The sequence below is a fragment of the Candidatus Pantoea floridensis genome (genome assembly GCF_900215435.1).
Lineage (GTDB): Bacteria > Pseudomonadota > Gammaproteobacteria > Enterobacterales > Enterobacteriaceae > Pantoea > Pantoea floridensis.
The window spans coordinates 139,983-161,586 of sequence record NZ_OCMY01000003.1 but is presented as its reverse complement, the minus strand read 5'-3'; the positions used below and the strand labels follow the sequence as shown (position 1 = coordinate 161,586).

The following is a 21,604-nucleotide window of genomic DNA, read 5'->3' as shown; positions in this document are numbered from 1 at the left end:
GAGTTTGACTACTACAGCGTGCTACTACATGATGATTTCCAACAACAAAATGCGAATGACAATCATTTCGCATGGTGCTGGATGACCTCTTTGCCAGGGTATATGCCATCGCAAAACGGCAATCCAGAGAGGGCCTTGGTCTTTGTTTGAGAAATTTCAGGTAATGAGTTCAATGATTTATACGCCGGATATTGCCCCGCCCGAACTGTCGGTATGTAAGCTGGGTGCTTGTAAGGACAGCTGTGATCTCGCCGATCAACTACTCAGGGAGTTAAGCAGTTATCAAGGAGAGAGGCATTACCAATCCACAGAGCTAGGGCAGGCGGCTATTTTTGCATTCCTGATGACTGGCCGGGTTTCAATGGCATTGATTGAGCGCGAGATGACGAGTTTTGAAACGGTGCCCTATCGTAAACTCCTTAATAGCCTGCCTGTGATGCTTAAAGTTGCCATCTGCAAACCGCTTACCGCTGATGAATATAGCGCTTCCGCATCTGTCTACGTGCACAGTTCCAATCCACTGCCTCATATTTCAATTCAGCAGCTTAGCCAGATTTATACCCGGGGTAATTTACCGGGAGACTACTCATCGTGGCAGCAACTGGAGCAGTATCAGGAAACCGAGGCGGGCAGCATTTATCCTCTGCGATTACCGGATATTGCGCCGTTGAGCGTTTACCTCAGCCAGCATCATTTTGGCCACCTTCAGCCAGGCAGCAACGGTGAGTACGTTGGTGATACTGATGCGCTGATCAACAAACTGGAGAACACGCCAGCGGCTATCGCCATTGCTGAGGCTGGGCGTGAAACCCCGCATATCCGTGCAGTGCCGGTGTCAGATGAAAACGGCAACCTGTTCGATGCGACGCTGGAAAATATGCAAGGTGGCCACTATCCGCTCACGCGCTATCTGCATCTCTACCAGCCCAAAAATCAGGACGGTTTGATCAGTCAATCGTCGGTCGCATTGGCTGAATTTATGCTTTCACCTGCGGGGCAGAAGATCATCAACGCGCAGCATCGCTATGCAGCACTCTCTGACGAACTGGTCAGTTCCCAGACTCATTTATTGGCACAAAACTCATGAATACAACGGTTACGACTCTGCCGATCATTGGCAATGATGGCATGGACTCACTGGTTACGCCCTGGTGCCACCATTTCCAGCTGGCGCATCCCGGGATTCAATTCGCCTGCACCATGGAAGGTTCCTCAACGGCCATCATGGCGCTGGCGGCGAATGCCAGTTGGGTTGCACCCATTTCACGTTCACCCTGGCAGTATGAACTGGATGCATTTGTGAAGGTGAAGGGCTATGCGCCGACCTGTATCCACGTTGGCTACACCGGCCATGGACCGCGTGCAAACGCGAAAAGCCCGCCGGCACTGTACGTCAATCATCGTAACCCGCTGCCAGGTCTCACGATGCCGCAGGTGCGAGCGCTTTTTGCTCGCGGCAACCCACAGGGTGAGATCAGCCTCTGGTCTCAACTGGGTTTAAAGGGGGAATACCAGTATCGCCGCATTCATCTTTATGGCCTGCGCGATGATGGCAAGTACGCTACGGCATTTCGTCATCTGCATCTGCAAAACCATCCCTATCCGCCGCATTATGAGCCGCTACCCGATCGTCAGTCGGTGCTGGAAGCGGTGGCAAATGATCCGTTTGGCCTCGGTGCTGTGGGGTGGTTTAATGCCGTGGATTACCAGAAACAGGCAAGAATTGTTGCTCTTGCAGCTGATGATAGCGACGAATTCGTGCTGCCGGATTTGACGCAGGTGCGACAGGGGAAATACCCGCTATCCAGCTATGTTTCCCTCTATTTCGATCTGCCTCCTGGTCGAAAGCTGAACCCACAACTAAAGGAGTGGCTGGCGTTTACCCTGTCATCAGAGGGGCAGGCTATCGTCAGCGCCCAGACGCACAGCGCAGAAGGGTATATTCCGCTCGAAACGGCCCAACTGGACATGCAACGCCAGCGCTTAGCGCAGTGGTAATTTCGCCTGCAGATATTTTGGAATGAATGTGAAAAACGCCCGCCCCACGACTAAACGCAAGCAGCAGGATACGTATACCGAACGCTTTGACGCGCGGCGGGAATATCTCACGCCTCAGCAACTCATCGTTGCTGAGTATATTTATCACCATCGGGCCGCCATGATGGACAAGTCGGCAATGGAGATCGCGCAATTAACCGGTACGTCCGATGCCACGGTGATTCGCACCCTCCAGGCGTTGGGGTTTTCGGGCCTACGTGAACTCAAAAGTGTGTTGAATCATATTTTTGGCAGGACGCTGAGCAGTTCTGCACGTATTGCCTCAACCGTGTATGAACTCTCACCGGATACCAATGCCAGTATCGGCTTTGTGGTCGATAGCTATCGAATGACATGTGATTTGCTGTGTGATGACGAAAATCGCGATGCCATCGCGCATGCCACGGGGTTATTACACAGCGCTCAGCGCATTGCTATTTTTGGTATTGGCGCTTCAGCATTATTGGCAGACTACGTGAGCCGTTTGTTCAACCGTTACGGCAAGCCTGCTTACGTGTTGAATCGCACTGGTTCATCGTTAAGCGAACAGCTCATTCACCTGCAGCCCGGCGATGTGCTGATCATGATGGTACAGCGCAGTCCGCACCGGGAAGGCACAACAGTTCTTGAAGAGGCGCGCCGTTTAAATATCTCGATCATTTTACTGACGGGATCGCGCAATTCCCTGTTTTCGCATCACGCCGATTGCACCATCTTCATCCCGCGCAGTGTGGCGGAGGAAAGGATTCCGGTGCACGGCACGCCGATGATCTGTCTGGAAGTCCTGGTTCTGGCGTTGGCAGCCGCTGAACCCGCGACACCGATTAAAACCGTCAACCGGTTGCACGAACTGAGCGCTTCGATAAACCGTCCGAGGAAAAAGCGTCACGAACCGGAGTGAGATGCCGTAAGCAGCGAGCGCTGCAGACGTTGCTGGAGCCCTGCACAAAACTCAGGCCATCAATGCGTGACAAATCGCGCCAATCTGGTCCACGGCATTGAGCAGCTGTGCCGTTGGCTGGTTCGCGCAATTTAAGCGCAGGAAATTCTGTAACGCCGCTTCAGGTGAAAACAGCGGCCCCGGGCTAACCCCAATACCCAGCGCCAGTGCGCGACGGTGCACTTCCAGCGCATTGATCTGTGGCGGAAGTTCAACCCACAGCAAAAAGCCGGCTTCCGGTGCAGTAACGCGTGTGCCCGGCGGGAAACTCGCTTCAACCCGTGCGATGACGGCTCGCACACATTCTGCAACGCGAACCTTCAAACGTCGCAGGTGCTAATAGTAGTCTCCACTGGCCAGTACGTCGCTGGTGGCGGCTTCAAGCAACGGTGCACCCGCCCATTCGCCCGCCATGCGCGCCTGCAAAACCTAGGTGTGAAAGCGGCCAGCGGCAATCCAACCTAAGCGCCAGCCGGGCGCGAGCGTCTTGGACAGCGAACTGCAGTAAATTACGTTGCCACTCTGATCAAAGGCCTTGCAGGCAGGAGGACGCTGTCCTTCGCCAGCAAGATCGCCATACACATCGTCCTCGATTAATGGGATGCCCGCTCGTTCGAGCAATGCCACAAGCTCCTGCTTACGCGCGACCGGCATACTGGCACCAAGCGGGTTTTGCACGGTAGGCGAGGCCAGAACGGCAGCGGGTCGATGCTGCTTAATGGCGTCTGCAAGCGGTACCAGCATTAACCCTTCAGTGGGATCGGTGGGGATTTACAGTGCCTTCAGGCCTAAATCTTCCAGCAGCAGGAGCGTGCCGAAGTAGGCGGGTTGCTCAATCGCGACGGCATCGCCCGGCTGGCACACGGCGCGCAACGCCAGACGCAGCGCCTGGGTAGCCCCAGCGGTAATAACAAGGTAGTCCGCACCAAACCGTGCGCCCCATTGCGCTACACGTATGGCAATCTTATTGCGCAGATCGGCCCGGCCCGGTGGCAGGCTGTAGCTTTGGCCATGCGTATCCAGACGACGGAGGCACTGCAGCGCTCGCTGCAGTGCCTCCGCCGGCAACCAGTTGGGATCGGGCAGCGCCGCGCCGAGGGGTATCAAACGGGTTTCCGCGCTGCTGAACAGTGAATGCGCAACGGCTTCTAGGGTCACGGGTACAGGGCCCGACAGAGCAGGTGCAGGCGGTATTTGCCGTTCGATGTTTCGCGGACTGACGAAATAGCCCGAGCGCGGACGCGCAATAATCAATCAGTGAATACGACAAAGACATAGCCGCTGAACTCAAAAAAGCGGCTGCCGCCTGTCAGCCCTTCACCATTGGCGGCGTCAATCGTCTGTCTGAAAGCGGGGCAGGGAGTTAACATCTTTTACCCTGTCTACAGTTCGGCGGGATCGTTAAGAAACGGATGCCAAACATTGCAAGTAAACGGCCCGGCATTACGCCTAGTTTAAAGGCAGGAATGCTTAAACTGATAAATGCATAAACTTGCAGGGTATTGATACCTGAAGAGTGATAAGGCAAATAGCGTCCGGAAAATATCCGGGCCGGGAAAAGAAAAATGATCCACGGTTTTCAGTATGCACATAGTCACTATGCACAATCAGTCATACGCATTCGGTGGCCTTTCAGGCGCCAGTACGGTGTGCCACACGGCGTCTGACGTAAAGAAAATCGTGCGGCTGAGCTCAGGTAAAATCTACCGCTACGCCCGGTAGATCCGACTTACGCGGATGATCGACACTTACGTGCCCGTACCGATACGCCGTGACCGGTACGCCCTTATGGCCGTTCATCAGAGATGTCCCTAGGGGTTTAACAGTTTTTCTGTTCCCTTCACGATCCAGGCCTCCCCTACAGGTGAGTTTGATGAGATAGTGAACTTCTCTTACGACCAAGGAGCCCAATTACGATGGATATGTCTTTTCTGAACGCCCCGCCTTCGATGATTGAAAATATCAAGGCCAGCTATGAGTCTTTCGTTCTACAGCACTACAGGCTGGACCATGTGGGGCTGTTTCACGATAACCGCATGCTGTATGCGGTCGTGAAAACCCCAGAAGCGGCCGGCATGTCGCTGAGGGAAGTTAACGAATTATATAATCACCAGTACAGAACAATGGGAGTGCCGGGTCCGGTTTTTGTGGAAAAGGAAGGTGAGAATTTTATAAAAATAAGCCTGAGAACCCCTTTTGAAAGAATTAATCTTTTTGGCCAGTCATTCAACACGTCAGTTTTTAACAACCAGATAAATAAGGCAATGCCGCTGGAACGGCATCCTTTTCACGTGCGCATAAATTGGGCGGACAACAGTTTTAAGTTCACCTTTAAAAATGCGGTATCTGAAGCCGACTTTCAGGATATCATTCTGATTTGTGAAGGGCTTGGATATTATGGCTATTCTTATGAAAATAACACCGATCATCAACTCGCTGAATACGATTTTAATGTCGAAGCGACGCGAAAACCCTCAGGTAATTTGACGCTAATATCTGGGAGATACTTGAAAAACAAATTCCCGCGTTCCTTGTTGGATAAATATGAAGAGGACCAAGAATTCTGGTATCAAAATAAGTTTTCTATCTTTTCCGACGTTTCCATGACCCGCGAAGACTGCCTACCGGATGCCTTCAAGAACGCAGCCAACAGCTGTTTCGTTGATGCAACGGTTTTTCAGCGAAACAACATTCGGGAATATATCTCCCTTTACGACACCGTCATTATTGCCTTACCCATAATCGATGGGCCAGGTTACAGAGATTTTTATGAGACTTTCCAGCTCAAAAGGACGGAGTTGTTGGAACTTGTCAGAAGGGGGCGCGTCAAGTTCGTCGTGTACCAGAACCTCCACCGGTATCATTCTGAACTTCTGGCCGATGTACTCTCGGTGGATGCTCTTTTCCCGACGGTTAGCTGCAGCTTCCCTGCTTGAGATCAGGAAGAAAACCGGCGTGTTCGGCTACTCTTTTGATACCGAAATGCAGTATCAGCTGCAGAGAAGTTGCTGGCAATCCGGCATTGATGCGCTGAAGATACTGGCGGACTCAATGTCACATAACGCCTCTTATCTCGAGTATTCTCTGGATCAAAAGGGAGCTATGGGATTAAGTCAGTTCGGCGCAGGGATATTTGCTGGGAATATTTTTAAGCATTTTGGAAAAGATTTTTTTATTGAATTGACATCCAGCGCGATGGGGTTTGAATACGCACAGGGGCTGAATGCACACCATTTTCCCGCAGAGATGCCGGGTTATTCTGAAGTTGATGCCTGCCGGATAATTAACGGTATATATAACGGCGTACATTCTTCAGAAACCCGATTGAAACAGTCTGAAGTGGGGACATTATTATCTGATGTGCTGACTATCAGTAACGACATGAACGTCTTATAGTTGGACGACACTTTGTCTGGGCACAGACGAAAACGTCTTCCGGATATTTTATCCCGTTTTTCCGGATTGTCGGATGAGGCGCGGAGTTATGAAGTTTATAAGCTGAATAAAGAGATTAAACGGGTTGAAAAAAGAGCGGATCGCGTGATTAGTATGGATATTTCCGGTCTTATTCCAACAGCCGCAGGAGCACTAATGGAATATAAGGGAATACCGGGCGGGGCATATGTGTCATTACTGCCGTGGGTCTTGAAATTCTTAGGCATGCCTCTCAGTTTTCTGGATGGTCATCAGAATGTGGTGCTGGATAAGTTAACGCAGCTAACCCATGGAGCATCCTCAGATACTCTCCTTATCCATAGGATTCGTAAAGACATGCGGTAAGCCGGCTAGCGATGTCTTGCCACTTTTTCCGCTCGCTTCCTGACCTTTGGGAATCATTATCCGGCGCGTTTTTCTGAACCTAGTTGCGCTATGTGACAGACATTCACGTCTGTGTCCGGTTGGTCAGCGTGGGCAGTGGAGTACCGTGCTTCCCCAGCACTATACGTGGTATGCATTAACAGCATCCTAAGCTATGCCTGGAATCGCTTATCTCCTGCTTCATCCCCCGTAAGGGATGTATGCTGCGAGGGAAGGCACCTCTGACTTCCCGCCAGCACACATTTTTATGGCAGTATCACCCGCCAGCGCACATCTTAATACAGGTTATTACCCGTCAGCGCACACTCAGGGCACTCGAAAGTTGGGTTTCCCCCCACAGCGCACATTGTAATGCGGTTTTAAGCTCCTCTTATTCCCATCAGCACACATACTTACCAGCGCCTTAACTCATCAGCATTCATCCAGTCGTTGTAAGTTCATTCCATACCCGCCAGCACACATGCATCTGCTTTAGAACCCGTAAGGTGGTTTTTGTCTGCGGCCGGGAAGCATACTGGCAACCCGTTTCCGGGGCTGGCCAGAAAAGCATGCTTTAAATCTGGCGTTCTGCTGAGTCTGTCTATGCTCGTTTAACCGGAAAAACAGCTCTCCATTAGTTAAAGCATGGAAATTGAAAAGAACAGATGGGACATGTGACGTATTATCGCCAGAACAGACAGAACTGAGGAAGGATACAATGCAGAACGTTTTTATTTATGTCACCGGCAGCTGCAATGCACAAACGCGTGAGGGAGCGGCTATGGTGCTGACGGAACAGGGTAGTGAAAAGAGGCTGCAAAAGTTTAATTACAGCGATACTACGGTGAACCGCTGCATCATTCAGGGACTCATTGACGGCGTACTGCAACTTGACGTTCCGCATCATGTAGTACTGGTAACGTCGACACCTGTTGGCGTTGCCAGTGCATCGAAAGGTAAGGGGCCGAATCATGCTCTGATCAATGAACTCGTTCGCGAACTTAAGGCTCGGCAATGCACTTACTACTTCGAAGTTCGTCAGGGAGAGGGGATCGCGCTAAACAAGTATGTAGCCGATCATCAGGGATGAGGAAAAGAGCTTACCGGGGGCTCTTATAATCGCAAAGCTCGTAAGTCGCTGACTACCCTTGCCCCGGTTATTGCAACCCCATGACAGGAAAAAACTCACATGCTTTACTGGGCTAATTCGAAAAGCGATTGAAAGACGGTTAGCTGACAAATATGTGTTCTTTGAAATGCAGAAGGGAGAGCAAAAGCTCTCCCTTCGTTACGACAGTTATACGCAAATGTATAACCGAAGGATTAGCCGCTGCCTAATCTGCAGATACTCGTTCTTTACGAACCGACCTCTGCGGGTGCCTACGCGGGACCCATCTGGATTTAAAGAGCGGGGGGCCTCAAACACACTCTGTGTATAAATATACGCCCTTGCCCTTTTTTGAGCAACTTATTATTCAGCGTCCGGCAGATCCGAACAGACAAGCACCGCAGATACTTGCACGGGGAATGGTCTGCCGGATGAGCTCTGCAGCCGAAATCACAACATAAAAACAGACAGCATTTAATCTGCAAATGAGGGTTTTACCTCATTGAACCGGTAACGGTTCAGTCTGCCGCTTCCCTATAGTGCTCTCAGACTGACCTGTAAGGAGGTATGTCCTGATGCGTTCACGTATTCGATTAGGTGTAAGCCCGCTGAGCTGGACCAATGATGTTTTGCCCGATCTGGGCGAGAGTATTTCACTTGAAACCTGCCTGACACAGGCTGCATCTGCCGGTTATCAGGGAATTGAGCTGGGCAGAAAATTCCCTCGTAGCCACACGGAGTTAGCCCCGCTATTGCATAAGGCCGGGCTTCAGCTAGCTTCTGGCTGGCACAGCGGCTTCCTTGCCGAACGCGGCGTTGCCGATGAAATCGCGGCCGTGGAATCACACGCCGCACTTCTCAGAGCATCAGGGGCAGACGTTATGGTTTACGGCGAATGCGGTTGTATGCCTGGCAGTCATCCGCTGGACGAGCCCCTCTCTCTTTCTCCGCTTCTGAGCTGCCTGGATGTGGATGAATATGCCCGTAAAGTCAGCGGGTTCGCCGGTATTTTGATGGAGAGGTTCGGCCTGAAACTGGCCTACCACCATCATCTGATGATGCTGGTTGAGCAGCATCATGAACTGGAAGAATTTCTGATTAAAACCTCCGACAGTGTCGGACTGGTTCTGGACTCCGGGCACGCTTTCGCTGCTGGTGTTGACCTGACTCAGATAACAGAAACGTTTGGTCACCGTATCGTGCACATTCATCTGAAAGACGTCCGTGCCGATGTGCTGCATCGGGTACGGGAGAATAACCTCAGCTTCAATGATGCGGTACGTGCGGGACTCTTCACAGTGCCGGGGGAGGGCTGCATTGACTATTCTCCGCTGACTGACTTCATTGCGCACGCAGACTATCAGGGCTGGCTGATAGTCGAGGCGGAGCAGGACCCGCAAAAAGAAGAGCCGTCTGCTGCCGTTTCCCGGGCGTTTCGCTGGGTAAAAAGCACTTTTTCACCGTATCTTTCTGCAGAGGAAATCGCCCAATGAAAGACAACCTCAATATTGGTTTAATCGGCTCAGGATTCATGGGGCAGGCACATGCTGATGCCTACCGCCGCGCAGCAATGATTTATCCGGACCTGCCAAAGCGTCCTCATCTCTATGCACTGGCCGATCAGAATCAGGCTCTGGCCGACGCAAATGCGGTGCGCTTCGGGGCTGATAAGGCCTACGGGGACTGGCGTGATCTGATTAACGACCCGCAGGTTGACGTGGTTGATATCACTTCACCCAACCATCTGCACTTTGAAATGGCGCTGGCAGCGATTGCTGCAGGCAAGCACGTGTACTGTGAAAAACCACTGGCCGTCAGTTCGCAGGAGGCACTGCAGATGACGCTGGCAGCAGAGCAGGCCGGCGTCAAAACGATGGTGGCCTTTAACAACATCAAAACGCCCGCAGCGCTGCTGGCAAAACAGATTATTGAGCGCGGCGATATCGGTACGCCAATCCGCTTTCGCGGCACCTTTGACCAGGGTTTTTACAATGACCCGGCGCTGCCCTGGTCATGGCGCTGCTCTAAAAGCCTGGGCGGCAGCGGATCTCTGGGCGATCTGGGGGCTCACACCCTTTCCGTCGCGCAGTTTCTCATGGGGGAGATCAGTGAGGTAACGGCCAGCGCGCAGACCTACCTCCGGCAGCGTCCTGTTCCTCAGGTGGACGCCGGTTATGCCAGCCGGATTGATGACCAGTCAGAATGGCGTGAAGTTGAAAACGACGACCAGGTTCAGTGTCTCGTCAGCTTTGAAAGCGGGGCCAGCGGCGTGATTGAAGCCTCACGCCTGGCAGCCGGTCGCATTTTCGGCGTGTTCTGGGAGGTCTCCGGTACAGAGGGCACTCTTTATATGGACGGCGAACGTTTCAATGAGCTGCAGGTTTATCGCTTCAGTGATGACAGACACGATCGGGGCTTCAAGACCCTGTATGCAGGCAGCCAGATCCCGGCCTATTCCGGCTTCTTCGGATTCGATTTTGGCGGCGGCGGGCTCGGGTATTTTGATGTCAAAGTCATCGAAGTTCATGACCTGGTTCAGGGGATCTGCAGCGACGGCGACTGTTATCCGAACTTTGCATTTGGCCTGCAGAACCAGCAAATCCTGACCGCCATCGAGCAGTCCATTATATCCCGTCAGTGGGTTGCTGTTGCTGGCAACCACCAGAACAATGCTTAAAAGGAATCACTATGTTTCCCTCCTCCCTGCCCGTCCCGCGACTGCCCTCTGAAAAGTCGATACCCGTACTGCGCTGGGGCGTTATCGGCCCCGGCTGGATCGCCGAACACTTTGCCCGCGCGCTGAAAGCGCACACCGGACAGCAGCTGGTTGCTGTATCAGCAAGAAACAAAGTAAAAGCACAGGCATTCGCCGAGCGCTGGGCAATTCCGGCGGCCTTCAGCAGCACAGATGAAATGCTGGCAATGAAGGATCTGGACGCAATCTACATCGCCACACCGCATAACCATCATTTTCCGGATGGCATGAAAGCACTGAATGCGGGCAAACATGTGCTGATTGAGAAACCCCTGGCGCTGAATGTCAGGGAGGCAGAGACCCTACAGGCGAAGGCCCGTCAGAAAGGCCTGCTGTGTATGGAGGGCATGTGGTGTGATTTTGCGCCAAAATACGATGTGCTGCGTCAGCTTTTAAACGACGGGGTGCTGGGTGATCTTCATACTCTGACGGCCGATCACGGAGAGTTTTTTACGAAGGATCACCGCATCTTCAATGCCGATCTGGCCGGCGGTCCGATGCTGGATTTAGGCAGTTATCTGGTTTCGTTGAGTGTGATGGTGGCAGGTGCACCTGTCCGCATCCAGTCCAGCGGGCAACCGGCAGAAGGAAATATTAACGGGCAGGCTTCTATGCTATTCGAACATGCCTGTGGCATGCATTCGGTGTTGAACACGACCCTGTTCAGTAATACTCCCGGAAGTGCGGTGATTGCGGGACGCGATGCCACTCTGGTTCTGGCGGGACAGTTTTATGCACCCGGCGGATTTGTGCTGACCTCAAGCCAGGGTGGCCATACGTTGTGCTGGGAAGAACCCGCCAGCCGTTATGCGCAGCTCTGTCATGAGATCCAGCATTTTTCATGGTGCGTGGGGCAGGGACTAAACGACTCGCCCGTTCGCCCGTTCTCCGCCGTTCTCAGTACTCTGACTGCGATGGATACGGTGAGAGGACAGCTGGGGATCGTGTTCAACGAAGAGCGCTGAAATCTGCAGCAGCCGGGGTTGAGTATCTGTCGCTTCCGGGGCCATATCCTAAGGGACCGGCCCCGGACTTTTATCACAACACCTGGCCTACCGGGCAGAACATTCCGGTTGCAAGGGATTGCGTCGCGGCTTCTGCAATCGCCTGCGCCTGAATTCCATCCAGCAGTCCGGGTAAATCAGCGACATCCTCCCCGTTCAGTGAGCGGACAAACGCGTCAAGATGCTGATAATAGGTGCCCTGCACACGGCTGAACCAGTCCGCATAAAGTCCCTGCTTTATAATGGCTTTTCCCTGATACAGCGTCATGCCCGGCGGGCTCTGTGAACCTGACTCTGCCAGTCCTTTTTCGCCCATCACACTGATTCTTTCATCATAGCCATAGCCCGTACGACGCGTGTTATCGAGCTGCGCAAACGCGCCCTGCTGCATCTGCATAATCAGCACCGACGTATCAACATCGCCAAATTCACGGATGGCAGGCATCGCCAGTGCGGCACCCATAGCGCCCACTGAAATAACTTCATCGGCTGTCAGCCAGCGCAGCAGGTCGAAAAAATGGATCGCCTGGTCACGCATCTGGCCGCCGGAAGACTTAAGGTAGCTTAGCGGCGGAAGTTCCGACGCACGGCAGACCATCTGGATTAACTCAGGACGCCCGACAGTACCCTGTTCCAGCTGACGCTTTAACTGCTGATGGCTGCGGTCAAAGCGGCGATTGAAGCCGACCGTGATTTTTGTGTTCAGTGGCAGCACGTTTTCAGCGACGCGTGTTGCTCTTGCCAGCGACAAATCGATCGGTTTTTCACAATAAACGGCCTTACCCGCCCTCGCCGCCGCTTCAAGCAGTTCAGCATGCGACGGCGTTGCGCTGGCTATCAGCACGGCATCTATATTGTCACTGTTAATGGCGACGCTGACTTCGCCCGCCGTACACTTCATCTGCCCGGCGAGTGCGGCGGAGCGGGCCGTGTCCAGGTCGGCCAGCATCGCAAGCTCTACATCCGGATGCGTAGCTAGGTTTGCTGCATGGACCTGTCCAATAAAGCCACAGCCAATCAGGGCAAAACGTTTTTTCTGCGTCATGATGATTTCCTGTCTGAAGTTCAAAGTTCAGCGATAAAGACGTTGCCAAATTAGCCTGCCCGCATATCCTGAGAAATAGATGTTTTGAGGGAAATACCTCAACAGGAACTCTGATGAAAACATTTACGCTTGAAATGCTGGCAGAGCAGGCGGGAGTTAGCCTGGCTACGGTCGACCGCGTGCTGAATGAGCGGGGCGGCGTCTCTACCCGGACTGCACAGAAAGTGCTTGAAGCCGCGCGTGAGGCTGGTCTTAAACGCATCCTGCCTGAAGAGCACCGTCATGCCTGGCAGATAGAGGTACTGCTGAGTGGCGACGACGCTTTTTTTTTCAGGCAGCTTGCCAGCGATTTTTCCGCCATCGCGACTGCTCTGGGTTATCGCCGCGTAGTGCTGCACCGCACTTTTGTGCCGGAGTCCTGTCCGGACAGACTGGCTGTACTCATTGAAGAACGCAGCAAGACACGTGACGCCCTGATTATCTTTGCCCATGAACATCCCGCTGTTTATCAGGCTCTGCAGTGCTGCAGACAGCGCGGAGTGCCGGTAGTGACCCTCGTCACGGATCTGCCTGGCGCGCACAGGCTGTGTCATGTTGGCATTGACCAGCTGCAGGCAGGACGCACAGCCGGGCTGATGATGGGCAGCCTGATCAGACAGCAGGGCGATGTGATTATGGTGAGTGGACGCAGTGAATACCGCGCCCATCAGCAGCGTATTCAGGGTTTCCGCGATGTCCTTGAAAAGCGCTTTCCCGAGGTGACATTGCGGGAGGCGCTGGCGGGTCAGGAGAGCCGCATAACCATCAGCAGACTGCTTGAAAAAGAGCTGGTGCAGTCAGCTAAGGTGGTGGGACTTTACAACACCGGCCTGGGTAATACCGAAATCAGCGAGGCTCTGGCCCGGCACCGTCTGACGCAGGCCTGCACACTCATTACTCACGAACTGTATTCCACCACGAAAGCACTGTTTAGCAGAAACGCTCTGGCCCTTACGCTGGATCAGAACACGGCACGTCATGCGCAGCTGTCGGTAAACATCCTGCTGAGTTATCTCGAACACGGTGAAATACCTGAGGAATACAACAGTGGAAAAGTTACCTTTATGCTATATACGCAAGAAAATTTTTACTAAATTTAGTGAGTTAACCTTTTCCAAGGTGGAATCTAAAAAAGCATAGGTATTTCAGGTTAATGCCCGTTATTAGATGAAAACGACATAACACTCCATAGCTTTATGTTGAAGCTAAGCAGAGATGACCGCACTCAGGCAAACCTGAGTTGTCCGATTTATGATGTTATTTTCTAGGCCATCTTGTAAATAATGACCGCTATATTTTCCTGCTAAATACTGCGCTGAGCCCCATGCCATCGTTATTATCATAGATTCCCAAGTATATGAATCCTGTTTTTTCTAAGACTCTTATTGATGCAATGTTCTCAGGATGAGTTCTGGCTATAACCTCGATAACATTACCAGGTAATACAGTGTGTTCAATTATTCCATTAACAAATTCAGTCGCATATCCATTTCCCCATACGTCGGGGGTGAACTTATAACCTAAACTAACAATCTCTTTTTCTCTGAATTTTTTAAAAGAAAAGCCGCCAAAACCAATAATGCAATCCTCATCTGAGGCCATGCTAATTGCATGATTCCCAATGCCTTTAGCACTCCAATGCTCTATCCATGTGTTGAGCACTGACTGAGAATGTTCGATACTGGGAAACGGAGGTGATGGGTTATAAACATTATTCTCAATATCTCCATATATACGAAATAATGCATCCGCATGCCTGTGTGAAACTTTGCTGATTATTAGGTTTTTAGTTCTGATCATATTTTCGTGTTCAAGGAGTTAATCCATCAATAAATGACGGGAGGACTTCAATAGCTTCAAGAAGGTCATCTTCATTAACCGCCCGTTGCCGCTTTTTAGCCGGATCTTTCTTCGCACTTCTCCGACTTGGCCCGTTTCCGGCCGGAAGGCCGTGAGATCGCGTATTATCACGCTTGTCCTGCAGCAGTTTAGCCACGGCCAGCGCGTGTCCAAGCCGCTTGTTGTCAACGATCGCACCTTGGTCAACTTCAGACAGCCGGTCGTAGGCAGAGTAGGGAAGCACCGTACCGTGACTCCTGAGTTCAACGCGGCCATCCGGGTACTGCCAGGCATCCAGATATTTACCCATCGCACGGCGGCTGTCATCGTTATCCTCAAGCAGCAACAGCATTTTATCGTAGCGGACCGTCAGCGCTTTCGAAACCTTGCGCGGTTCGCGCCAGGTAAATATCTGGTTCAGATTGTCGTCTGCATCAAGCGGACGGTGCACGTCAAAATCATGCCTCGGTGCCTTCGCGAAACGCCGGTTGTAGTCCGCCATAAACTCAGCGGCAAAGGCGTTAGCCGCATCAGGCGTGCTGATGTCACGAAGCCTGAGTTCCTTGACCAGCCGGTCCTGCAACGTGAGGTGCGCACGCTCCACGCGGCCCTTGGCAGAGCTGGTGTTGGCGCAGATGCCGGTGATGTTCAGCTCGTTCATCGCGCGACCGAACTGCGTCTGACCGTCGCCGCTAGCCGCATTTTTATTGTTGATGCGGAACACGCTGGCCTTGTAGCTGTAAAATGCCAGCGGCTTGCCGTGCTGCTCCAGGTAGCCGCGCGTGGCTTCAAAGTAGGTGAACGTGGACTCGGAGCGGACGAAATGAAGCTGCATCAGGCGACTGGTCGCGTCATCCACATAAACCAGCAGCGTGCAGGCCGGGCCGCGTTCCTCGAACCAGCGGTGATCGCAGCCGTCGATCTGTATCAGCTCGCCGACACAGGCGCGCCGATATCGGGGTTGCTGAATCTTTGGGGCGCGATGCTTGCGCGGGACCCAGAGTCCTGACTGCATCATCAGCTTGCGAACGGTCTCTTTAGACAGCGTCACGCCGTGCAGCTCGGCCAGCTTCTCGCAGGCCAGCGTCGGGCCAAAATCAGCGTAGCGCTCGCGGATGATCTGAACCGCACATTCAGCAAGGCCAGCAGGCAGCTGATAGTTGCTGGGCTTACCGCGCCGCCGATCAGCCATGCCCAGCGGACCGTCTGAACGATAACGCTGAAGCAGGCGACGACAATGCCTGTCGGAAATACCGAGACGCTCAGCAGCGAGATGGGTTGTCAGCCGCCGGTCGACGATGTCCTGAATAACTTTAAGCCGGTTAACTTCGTTCATCGTGAAAAACTCCGCACCATAAGCCGTCATATCAGGATCCTCAGCAGGTAGCCCGAAGCGGCCAAGTAAGCTTAGCTCAGAAGGGCCAGGTTAGCTTTGCCTCAATAGTCAAAGTGCGGGTAATCATAATTATGTTAAATTACCGCATTAATAATCTAATGGTAAAAATTTTTACATCAATCTCTACTCTAAAGTTACCTTCTGAACTAAGCACAAGTATTTTCCTTCGTAGCACCTAAGCAACTACTTAAAAGTTCCAAATTCATAAGTTTTTTTTATGATTTTAGTGGTATTCATCATAAGTAACTCATTGTAAATAAACAAAAAAAATGAATTCACAACAGTACAAATTTGAAGTCATTGCTTCTGTAACAATATTTTTATTAAATAAAATTATAAGAATATTCTCACATGGCATGCTGGTCGGAATTTTAGTGGCTTCTCAAGGATTTGAAATGACTATCGATTCACATCAACTAATTTCTTTGTTTAGAAAATATGGTTTTGAATATAAAAAAAACTCATCGGGTAATGGGTTTTATGCTTTTACCTTTAAAACAGATTTCTTTCATAATGCTGAAGTGGTTTACACTGAAGATTCAAAATCAGAAGATGTCGAAAGATGTTTAAACGAACTAAAAAATATCGGTTACTCAACAAAAAAGTCATTATTTAAGAGCTATGAGGAAGTTGCTGAACAACTTTTCAAGGGTTTTTTAACGTGGATGACTGGAAGGAAAGAATTTCAGATGAGTACGGTCATTATTGCAATAAAATAATTTCCTTGCTTCCAGACGGAGCTAAAAAATACAGTTATGTTCAAGTTCCTTTTGAGAAAGATAATAATAAATTAAACACTGGATTGATTGAAGATATTCGGGCTGAAATAAGAAAGCCAACCTCACAATTAATAATTATTGAAGCGCCTGCAGGTTTTGGGAAAACCTGCACTTCATATGAAATATTAAATTCTCTAATCTCTGATAAAGATGCTCCTCTTCCATTCTTCACCGAATTTTCTAGAGACCGTCAGGCAAAGGTGTTCAGTCATGTTTTTGTACGTGAGGTAGATAGAAGCTTTAGAAATGTTAAAAGCGATTTGGTAACAGATGAGACAAAAAATGGAAGAATTATTTTGGTGCTTGATGGTTTTGATGAGATTTTAAATGAAACATCAGCCAATAAAACAAATGAAATAGATTTCGAGAAAGCCCAACCAATGCTTGAAACTATTGGTGAGCTACTTACTAAATCCGCAAAAGTAATACTAACATCCAGACGAGCTGCAATATTTGATGGGGAGGTTTTTCAAGAGTGGAAAGATAATTACCAAGATAATTTTAATGTTGTAAGATATAAGCTTAATTCACCTGAAGTTAGAGACTGGCTTAGTGTTGATAGAATAAACAAACTTGAAGAATCTGGTTTAGATATTAAAAAGCTTTCAAACCCTGTATTACTAGCTTTTCTTCGTTCTATCGATGATGAGGACTTCGTCAAACTATGTGGCCAGAGTTCTAAAATTGTAGATCACTATTTTCATGCAATGCTAGAAAGAGAAAGAGAACGTCAAGACCTATTAATGGTGCCTCAGAAGCAAACATCAATTCTTTCTATGATAGCTTTAGATATGTGTGAAAATGATTATACAAGTGATAATAGAGAAAAAATAATATCGCTCATAAAAAATAAAAGCTTAAACATTCTTGAAGAGACTAGACATTTGTATCCTGGTAAAGATCGGCCCACTATTGATGCCCTGGCTAGTAAAATTGCAACACATGCCTTCTTTGATAGAAGTAATCAAGGCGAAAATAAAATTGAATTTGTTAATGAGTTTGTGTTCGGGAATTTCATTGCAAATGGAGTCATAGCTAATCATTCAAATGAGTGGTTAGCAAATGATGAGCGTTTCGTTGAACCTGCTGTTCAATCTTACCTACCAAGGGATGTGGAAGACCGAATCCTATTGTGGGAAAGATTAAGTGGAATGCGTGAATTTTTAAGTGCTACAGATCATATGAAGTATGAATACATGCTATCCCAAGAGGTTGACCAAGATGTATATCTGGACACTACTATAACAGGATTAGATTTTGATAGTGCAATATTTTTTCCAAACAAACAAATAAAGAATTCAGTGTTTAACGAATGTGCTTTCTCCAATGTTGTCTTTAATTTCAATAATTTCAAAGATGTCACATTCATATCCTGTCAATTCTATGGTTGCGAATATGACACGAACAATCATCCCTATGATATCAGTTTTTTGAATTGCTCCGACAATAACGGAATTATAAATGAAATTGAGTCATATGAAGCGTCTAATAATGATGAGGATTTAGAGTTTCAGTTAGAGAAAGAAATTTTATCAAAATTTATGCAGTTGGGATCTAATTCGATCACACGACTTCATATATATACTGGTGTCTTGTATAAGATTGATGGGTATTCAAGAAAGCAGATAACTAGAGCCATAAAAAATCTAAAAGAAAAAGGGGTTTTAGAAAGTGCAAATAAAAGCTCATTCACAGCTATAAACAGATTTAATGTTGGTGAAGTCAAGCGGATTTTGGGGCGATAAAATGAATAACTTTAGTTTTAGCGACACATTAAGGATTGATATTGAAGAGCTTATATCGTCGAAACTGAACAACTTAGGGATAATGTTTCGGTTGTTTGCTAGAAATAAAGACACTCTGTCTTTAAATAAAAAGTTAGAAAACCCTAAGTACGGTATAACACATAAAATTCAAGATGCCCTTGGAGTAAGAATTGCATTATACTTTAACGATGATATCGAGTTAGTTCATAGTATTTTGAATGAAATTTTCATCGAAAGAGAAAAGGATCATAGTATTGATATAATGAAAGCCGCCGAATTTTCTGCGGTTCGTTACAATATCATATATGAACTCCCAGATGTATTACTAAATCGAGAGCGTAATTTCTCTTCAGCTTCAAACTTAATTGATTCTACTTTCGAATTACAGATAAGATCTATCTTGTCTGAAGGATGGCACGAGGTAGAACATGACCTTAGATATAAAGCGAAGCTTGACTGGGTAGGAAATGATGTTGAAAGCAGGAAACTAAATGGTATTTACGCTACATTAGAAACATCTGAATGGACTATGATAAAAATATTCGATGAGCTAGCTTATAAGCATTATAAAAATCACAATTGGAACAGCATGCTCAGACAGAAGTTTAGATTGCGACTCACTGCGCAAGAATTGCATTCTGATATAATAAACTACTTCGATGCTAACATAAATATTGCCAAAGAAATTTACAGAATACCTAGAAAGACATTAATTAATAAAATGTCTGAGAAAGGTTATACACTACCCTTAAATGTAAATAATCTTGTTTATTTTAGTAACTTGTTTTTTATAAAAAACGAAGGTTTAAATGGATTAACTCCAGGTGTTTTTAGTGAAGAATTTATGCTGGATTAACCTTTTACATTAAGGCATGTGGAGAGGGCCACTTGCTCTCTCTTTCCTATATTTTTATTGGTTTTATTATAGTTTTTAGCGATTAATTTTCGAAGCTATTTGATTTGTGTTTGCCACTTTTTATTGCATGGCCTCTATTTTCTTTTAGAATGGGCCTTGATCAAGAAAATTTTAGCCTATGATTTTACCCTTTATTTAATAAACATTCTTGAGATCATTAATTTTCCCTTCTCAGATTAATCAATCCTAAATCTAAATATCTTAGATTCAAGCAGTCTACCCTTTGCAAATCCTCACTCTGCTACAAATTACGTTTTTGGTATATACTTAACTTCAAATAATTATGTTTATAATGCTTCATCCTGTCATAGTCTAATGCTTCATCTCAAAATATTGATTGTAAATCACACACTAACCTAACTTCATATAATGGGAGTCATACGAACCCTCACGGCTCGATACCTATCCTCCAAATCGAACGCTCGCTCTTACCTCTAACCTTATATAATTATCTTTATATAAGTCCAGACAGGGGGCCGGAAAAGCTGTATCATGCGGTTCCGGGCCAAATCCTTATCAATGAGGTCGTTTATATAGACCGTTTCCGGGCATGAAAGCGGCCGACGGTGCTATATACCGGCAGCTTAAAAAAACGGCAGCGTTACGTGAAATCTGGCGGGTAACCGCCCGGCTGTTTTCACAGAATTCACGTAGCGTCGCCAGAGCGTAAATGGGGGAAAACTGAACAGGATGAAAGATCTCTCCGTTTTTACCGACCTCATCCCAGGAGCGGCGCCGGATGATGACCTGACCGGAAGGCTGGCGGCTTTCGTCCGCCACCGCGAGGCTTTTTCACCCAATACGTGGCGCCAGCTGCTGAGCGTCATGCGGATCTGCTGGCGCTGGTCGCAGGAAAACCGGCGTTCGTTCCTGCCCATGTCGCCTGAGGATTTGCAGGACTACCTTTTCCACCTGCAGGCCGCCGGCCGTGCAACGTCAACCGTTTCGGTTCACGCCGCGCTGATCGCAATGTTACACCGTAACGCGGGCCTGATCCCTCCGACGGTATCACCCGACGTGGTGCGCGCCAGAAAAAAAATTAACCGCACCGCCATCATGTCCGGCGAGCGTACGGGACAGGCTGTGCCCTTCTGCCGTCCGGATCTCGACCGTCTGGACGCGCTGTGGCAGCAATCGCCCCGACTACAGCACCTGCGGGATCTGGCTTTCGTTCACGTGGCGTACGGCACTCTCCTGCGGATGAGCGAGCTATCACGCCTGCGGGTGCGTGACGTCACGCGCGCGACCGACGGGCGCGTTATTCTTGACGTGGGCTGGACCAAAACCATCCTGCAGTCCGGCGGCATCGTCAAGGCTCTGAGCACGCGCTCTTCAGGACGGCTTTTGACGTGGATCCGCGCGGCGGGCCTAGCGGACGAGCCCGATGCTGTCCTGTTCTGCCCCGTTCACCGGTCAAATAAGGTTAACGGTGTCACGACCGTGCCCATGAGTGCGCCAAGCCTGGAAGACATCTGGCGCCGGGCAAGGCGGTATGCTGGCCAGACGTCCCGCCAGGAAACCAATAAGGGGCGTTACGCCAGCTGGAGCGGCCACAGCGCGCGCGTCGGCGCCGCGCAGGATATGGCCAGAAAAGGCGTATCCATCGCGCAGATCATGCAGGAAGGCACCTGGACGCAGACCCAGACGGTGATGCGGTATATCCGCATGGTTGAGGCGCATAAAGGTGCTATGGTGGCGCTGATGGAAGATGATGATTAGTCTGGCCTGCTGGGCGCCTGTTAAGAAATTCCCCGGTATGGCCACCGCTTGTCAAAAGGATTTTCATGGCAAATTGCTTATTAAAAATATTTTCCCCTGAGGCCGGCTCCCCACTCCTCCTGGCATCTCCGGGCTCAGACCTCACCATAGTTACCTCCGTTGCAGCTGGCCCTTTTCTGTCAGAAAAATAATTTAATTACAATGAGTTGTAAATGACAGTCATTTATTCACAGCATACCTCCTGTTGGTAAGTCATTAAGCTGGTGCATTATTTACTCTGGCTTTTAATCAACATCCGCGGCGAGAGCTGTACTTTTTTATAGGGGTAAGGATCCGCATATCTGCGCAGGGTCTGTGTGCTGCGAATCTGAACGGGAGAATGCCCCTGCTGCTGCTAACGTAGGTGTTTTGTGCGGCTGCCTGAATTAACCTGAATGAATCATGCATGATGCGAAGGAAAACA

17 protein-coding genes and 2 pseudogenes are annotated in these 21,604 nt (G+C 49.4%); 15 read left to right on the top strand and 4 right to left on the bottom strand.

The window, feature by feature from the left end; all coding sequences use genetic code 11:
* The first annotated feature begins 382 nt into the window (after positions 1-382).
* The 3 genes from CRO19_RS24895 to CRO19_RS24885 are packed head-to-tail and all read left to right on the top strand — an operon-like array spanning position 383 to position 2,938.
* A complete protein-coding gene (locus CRO19_RS24895; protein ID WP_141400297.1) occupies positions 383-1,087 on the top strand; it encodes a PstS family phosphate ABC transporter substrate-binding protein in 705 nt (234 codons plus the stop codon).
* On the top strand, positions 1,084-1,998 hold the full coding sequence (locus CRO19_RS24890) for a PstS family phosphate ABC transporter substrate-binding protein (protein WP_097098497.1): 915 nt from the start codon (positions 1,084-1,086) through the stop codon (positions 1,996-1,998). The genes CRO19_RS24895 and CRO19_RS24890 overlap by 4 nt, the downstream gene beginning before the upstream one ends.
* 28 nt (positions 1,999-2,026) lie before the next feature.
* Positions 2,027-2,938 (top strand): MurR/RpiR family transcriptional regulator, encoded by a 912-nt coding sequence (locus tag CRO19_RS24885; protein ID WP_320204563.1) that lies wholly within the window; start codon positions 2,027-2,029, stop codon positions 2,936-2,938.
* A gap of 51 nt (positions 2,939-2,989) precedes the next feature.
* On the opposite strand, the pseudogene CRO19_RS24880 reads toward CRO19_RS24885, so the two are convergent.
* Positions 2,990-4,231: pseudogene (locus CRO19_RS24880) on the bottom strand (aminotransferase-like domain-containing protein); the annotation flags it as partial.
* Positions 4,232-4,893: 662 nt separating this feature from the next.
* Here CRO19_RS24880 and CRO19_RS24875 point away from each other — a divergent pair.
* The 7 genes from CRO19_RS24875 to CRO19_RS24845 all read left to right on the top strand — a co-directional run bounded on the left by CRO19_RS24875 (position 4,894) and on the right by CRO19_RS24845 (position 11,603).
* Entirely contained in the window at positions 4,894-5,913 is a 1,020-nt protein-coding gene (locus CRO19_RS24875) for a hypothetical protein (protein WP_097098495.1), read from the top strand.
* Between the two features lie 19 nt (positions 5,914-5,932).
* Positions 5,933-6,373, top strand: coding sequence for a hypothetical protein (locus tag CRO19_RS24870; protein ID WP_097098494.1), 441 nt, complete (start codon positions 5,933-5,935; stop codon positions 6,371-6,373).
* Positions 6,374-6,757 (top strand): hypothetical protein, encoded by a 384-nt coding sequence (locus tag CRO19_RS26005; RefSeq protein WP_141400296.1) that lies wholly within the window; start codon positions 6,374-6,376, stop codon positions 6,755-6,757. It abuts the gene before it with no gap.
* Positions 6,758-7,493: 736 nt separating this feature from the next.
* Positions 7,494-7,865, top strand: a complete 372-nt coding sequence (locus CRO19_RS24860) for a hypothetical protein (protein ID WP_097098492.1) — start codon at positions 7,494-7,496, stop codon at positions 7,863-7,865.
* Between the two features lie 590 nt (positions 7,866-8,455).
* Entirely contained in the window at positions 8,456-9,376 is a 921-nt protein-coding gene (iolE, locus tag CRO19_RS24855) for a myo-inosose-2 dehydratase (protein ID WP_097098491.1), read from the top strand.
* On the top strand, positions 9,373-10,560 hold the full coding sequence (locus tag CRO19_RS24850) for a Gfo/Idh/MocA family protein (RefSeq protein ID WP_097098490.1): 1,188 nt from the start codon (positions 9,373-9,375) through the stop codon (positions 10,558-10,560). The genes iolE and CRO19_RS24850 overlap by 4 nt, the downstream gene beginning before the upstream one ends.
* A gap of 11 nt (positions 10,561-10,571) precedes the next feature.
* Positions 10,572-11,603 carry a Gfo/Idh/MocA family protein gene (locus CRO19_RS24845; RefSeq protein WP_097098489.1) on the top strand — a complete coding sequence of 344 codons (1,032 nt, stop codon included), beginning with the start codon at positions 10,572-10,574 and terminating at the stop codon, positions 11,601-11,603.
* Between the two features lie 73 nt (positions 11,604-11,676).
* On the opposite strand, the gene CRO19_RS24840 is transcribed toward CRO19_RS24845, so the two are convergent.
* Entirely contained in the window at positions 11,677-12,687 is a 1,011-nt protein-coding gene (locus CRO19_RS24840; protein ID WP_097098488.1) for a Gfo/Idh/MocA family protein, read from the bottom strand.
* Positions 12,688-12,800: 113 nt separating this feature from the next.
* Between CRO19_RS24840 and CRO19_RS24835 the strand changes: the two genes are divergently transcribed.
* Positions 12,801-13,820 carry a LacI family DNA-binding transcriptional regulator gene (locus CRO19_RS24835; RefSeq protein ID WP_097098487.1) on the top strand — a complete coding sequence of 340 codons (1,020 nt, stop codon included), beginning with the start codon at positions 12,801-12,803 and terminating at the stop codon, positions 13,818-13,820.
* A gap of 196 nt (positions 13,821-14,016) precedes the next feature.
* Here the strand turns inward: CRO19_RS24835 and CRO19_RS24830 are convergent, their stop codons facing one another.
* Complete coding sequence (locus CRO19_RS24830; RefSeq protein ID WP_097098486.1) at positions 14,017-14,526, bottom strand: GNAT family N-acetyltransferase; 510 nt, start codon at positions 14,524-14,526, stop codon at positions 14,017-14,019.
* A 10-nt stretch (positions 14,527-14,536) separates the two neighbouring features.
* Positions 14,537-15,931, bottom strand: coding sequence for an ISNCY family transposase (locus CRO19_RS24825; RefSeq protein ID WP_097098485.1), 1,395 nt, complete (start codon positions 15,929-15,931; stop codon positions 14,537-14,539).
* A 299-nt stretch (positions 15,932-16,230) separates the two neighbouring features.
* On the opposite strand from CRO19_RS24825, the pseudogene CRO19_RS24820 reads away from it, so the two are divergent.
* From CRO19_RS24820 to CRO19_RS24805, 4 genes and pseudogenes are all read left to right on the top strand, one after another.
* Positions 16,231-16,679, top strand: a pseudogene (locus CRO19_RS24820) (hypothetical protein); the annotation flags it as partial.
* 6 nt (positions 16,680-16,685) lie between these two features.
* The gene (locus CRO19_RS24815; protein ID WP_097098483.1) at positions 16,686-18,485 is read left to right on the top strand and encodes an NACHT domain-containing protein; all 1,800 of its coding nucleotides are present in this window, start codon (positions 16,686-16,688) and stop codon (positions 18,483-18,485) included.
* A gap of 1 nt (position 18,486) precedes the next feature.
* Positions 18,487-19,362, top strand: coding sequence for a RelA/SpoT-related domain-containing protein (locus CRO19_RS24810; protein WP_097098482.1), 876 nt, complete (start codon positions 18,487-18,489; stop codon positions 19,360-19,362).
* A gap of 750 nt (positions 19,363-20,112) precedes the next feature.
* Positions 20,113-21,141: a tyrosine-type recombinase/integrase gene (locus tag CRO19_RS24805; RefSeq protein WP_097098481.1), complete on the top strand. Its 1,029-nt coding sequence runs from the start codon at positions 20,113-20,115 to the stop codon at positions 21,139-21,141.
* The last annotated feature ends 463 nt before the right edge of the window (positions 21,142-21,604 follow it).

What these genes read in the sequence shown, in the direction of transcription:
- CRO19_RS24890 (WP_097098497.1), top strand. Translation starts at nt 1,084, where the DNA reads ATGAATACAACGGTTACGACTCTGCCGATCATTGGCAATGATGGCATG.
- CRO19_RS24805 (WP_097098481.1), top strand. Translation starts at nt 20,113, where the DNA reads ATGAAAGATCTCTCCGTTTTTACCGACCTCATCCCAGGAGCGGCGCCG.
- CRO19_RS24840 (WP_097098488.1), bottom strand. Translation starts at nt 12,687, where the DNA reads ATGACGCAGAAAAAACGTTTTGCCCTGATTGGCTGTGGCTTTATTGGA.
- CRO19_RS24835 (WP_097098487.1), top strand. Translation starts at nt 12,801, where the DNA reads ATGAAAACATTTACGCTTGAAATGCTGGCAGAGCAGGCGGGAGTTAGC.
- CRO19_RS24830 (WP_097098486.1), bottom strand. Translation starts at nt 14,526, where the DNA reads ATGATCAGAACTAAAAACCTAATAATCAGCAAAGTTTCACACAGGCAT.
- CRO19_RS24845 (WP_097098489.1), top strand. Translation starts at nt 10,572, where the DNA reads ATGTTTCCCTCCTCCCTGCCCGTCCCGCGACTGCCCTCTGAAAAGTCG.
- CRO19_RS24860 (WP_097098492.1), top strand. Translation starts at nt 7,494, where the DNA reads ATGCAGAACGTTTTTATTTATGTCACCGGCAGCTGCAATGCACAAACG.
- CRO19_RS24850 (WP_097098490.1), top strand. Translation starts at nt 9,373, where the DNA reads ATGAAAGACAACCTCAATATTGGTTTAATCGGCTCAGGATTCATGGGG.
- CRO19_RS24810 (WP_097098482.1), top strand. Translation starts at nt 18,487, where the DNA reads ATGAATAACTTTAGTTTTAGCGACACATTAAGGATTGATATTGAAGAG.
- CRO19_RS24895 (WP_141400297.1), top strand. Translation starts at nt 383, where the DNA reads ATGACGAGTTTTGAAACGGTGCCCTATCGTAAACTCCTTAATAGCCTG.
- CRO19_RS24825 (WP_097098485.1), bottom strand. Translation starts at nt 15,931, where the DNA reads ATGACGGCTTATGGTGCGGAGTTTTTCACGATGAACGAAGTTAACCGG.
- CRO19_RS24875 (WP_097098495.1), top strand. Translation starts at nt 4,894, where the DNA reads ATGGATATGTCTTTTCTGAACGCCCCGCCTTCGATGATTGAAAATATC.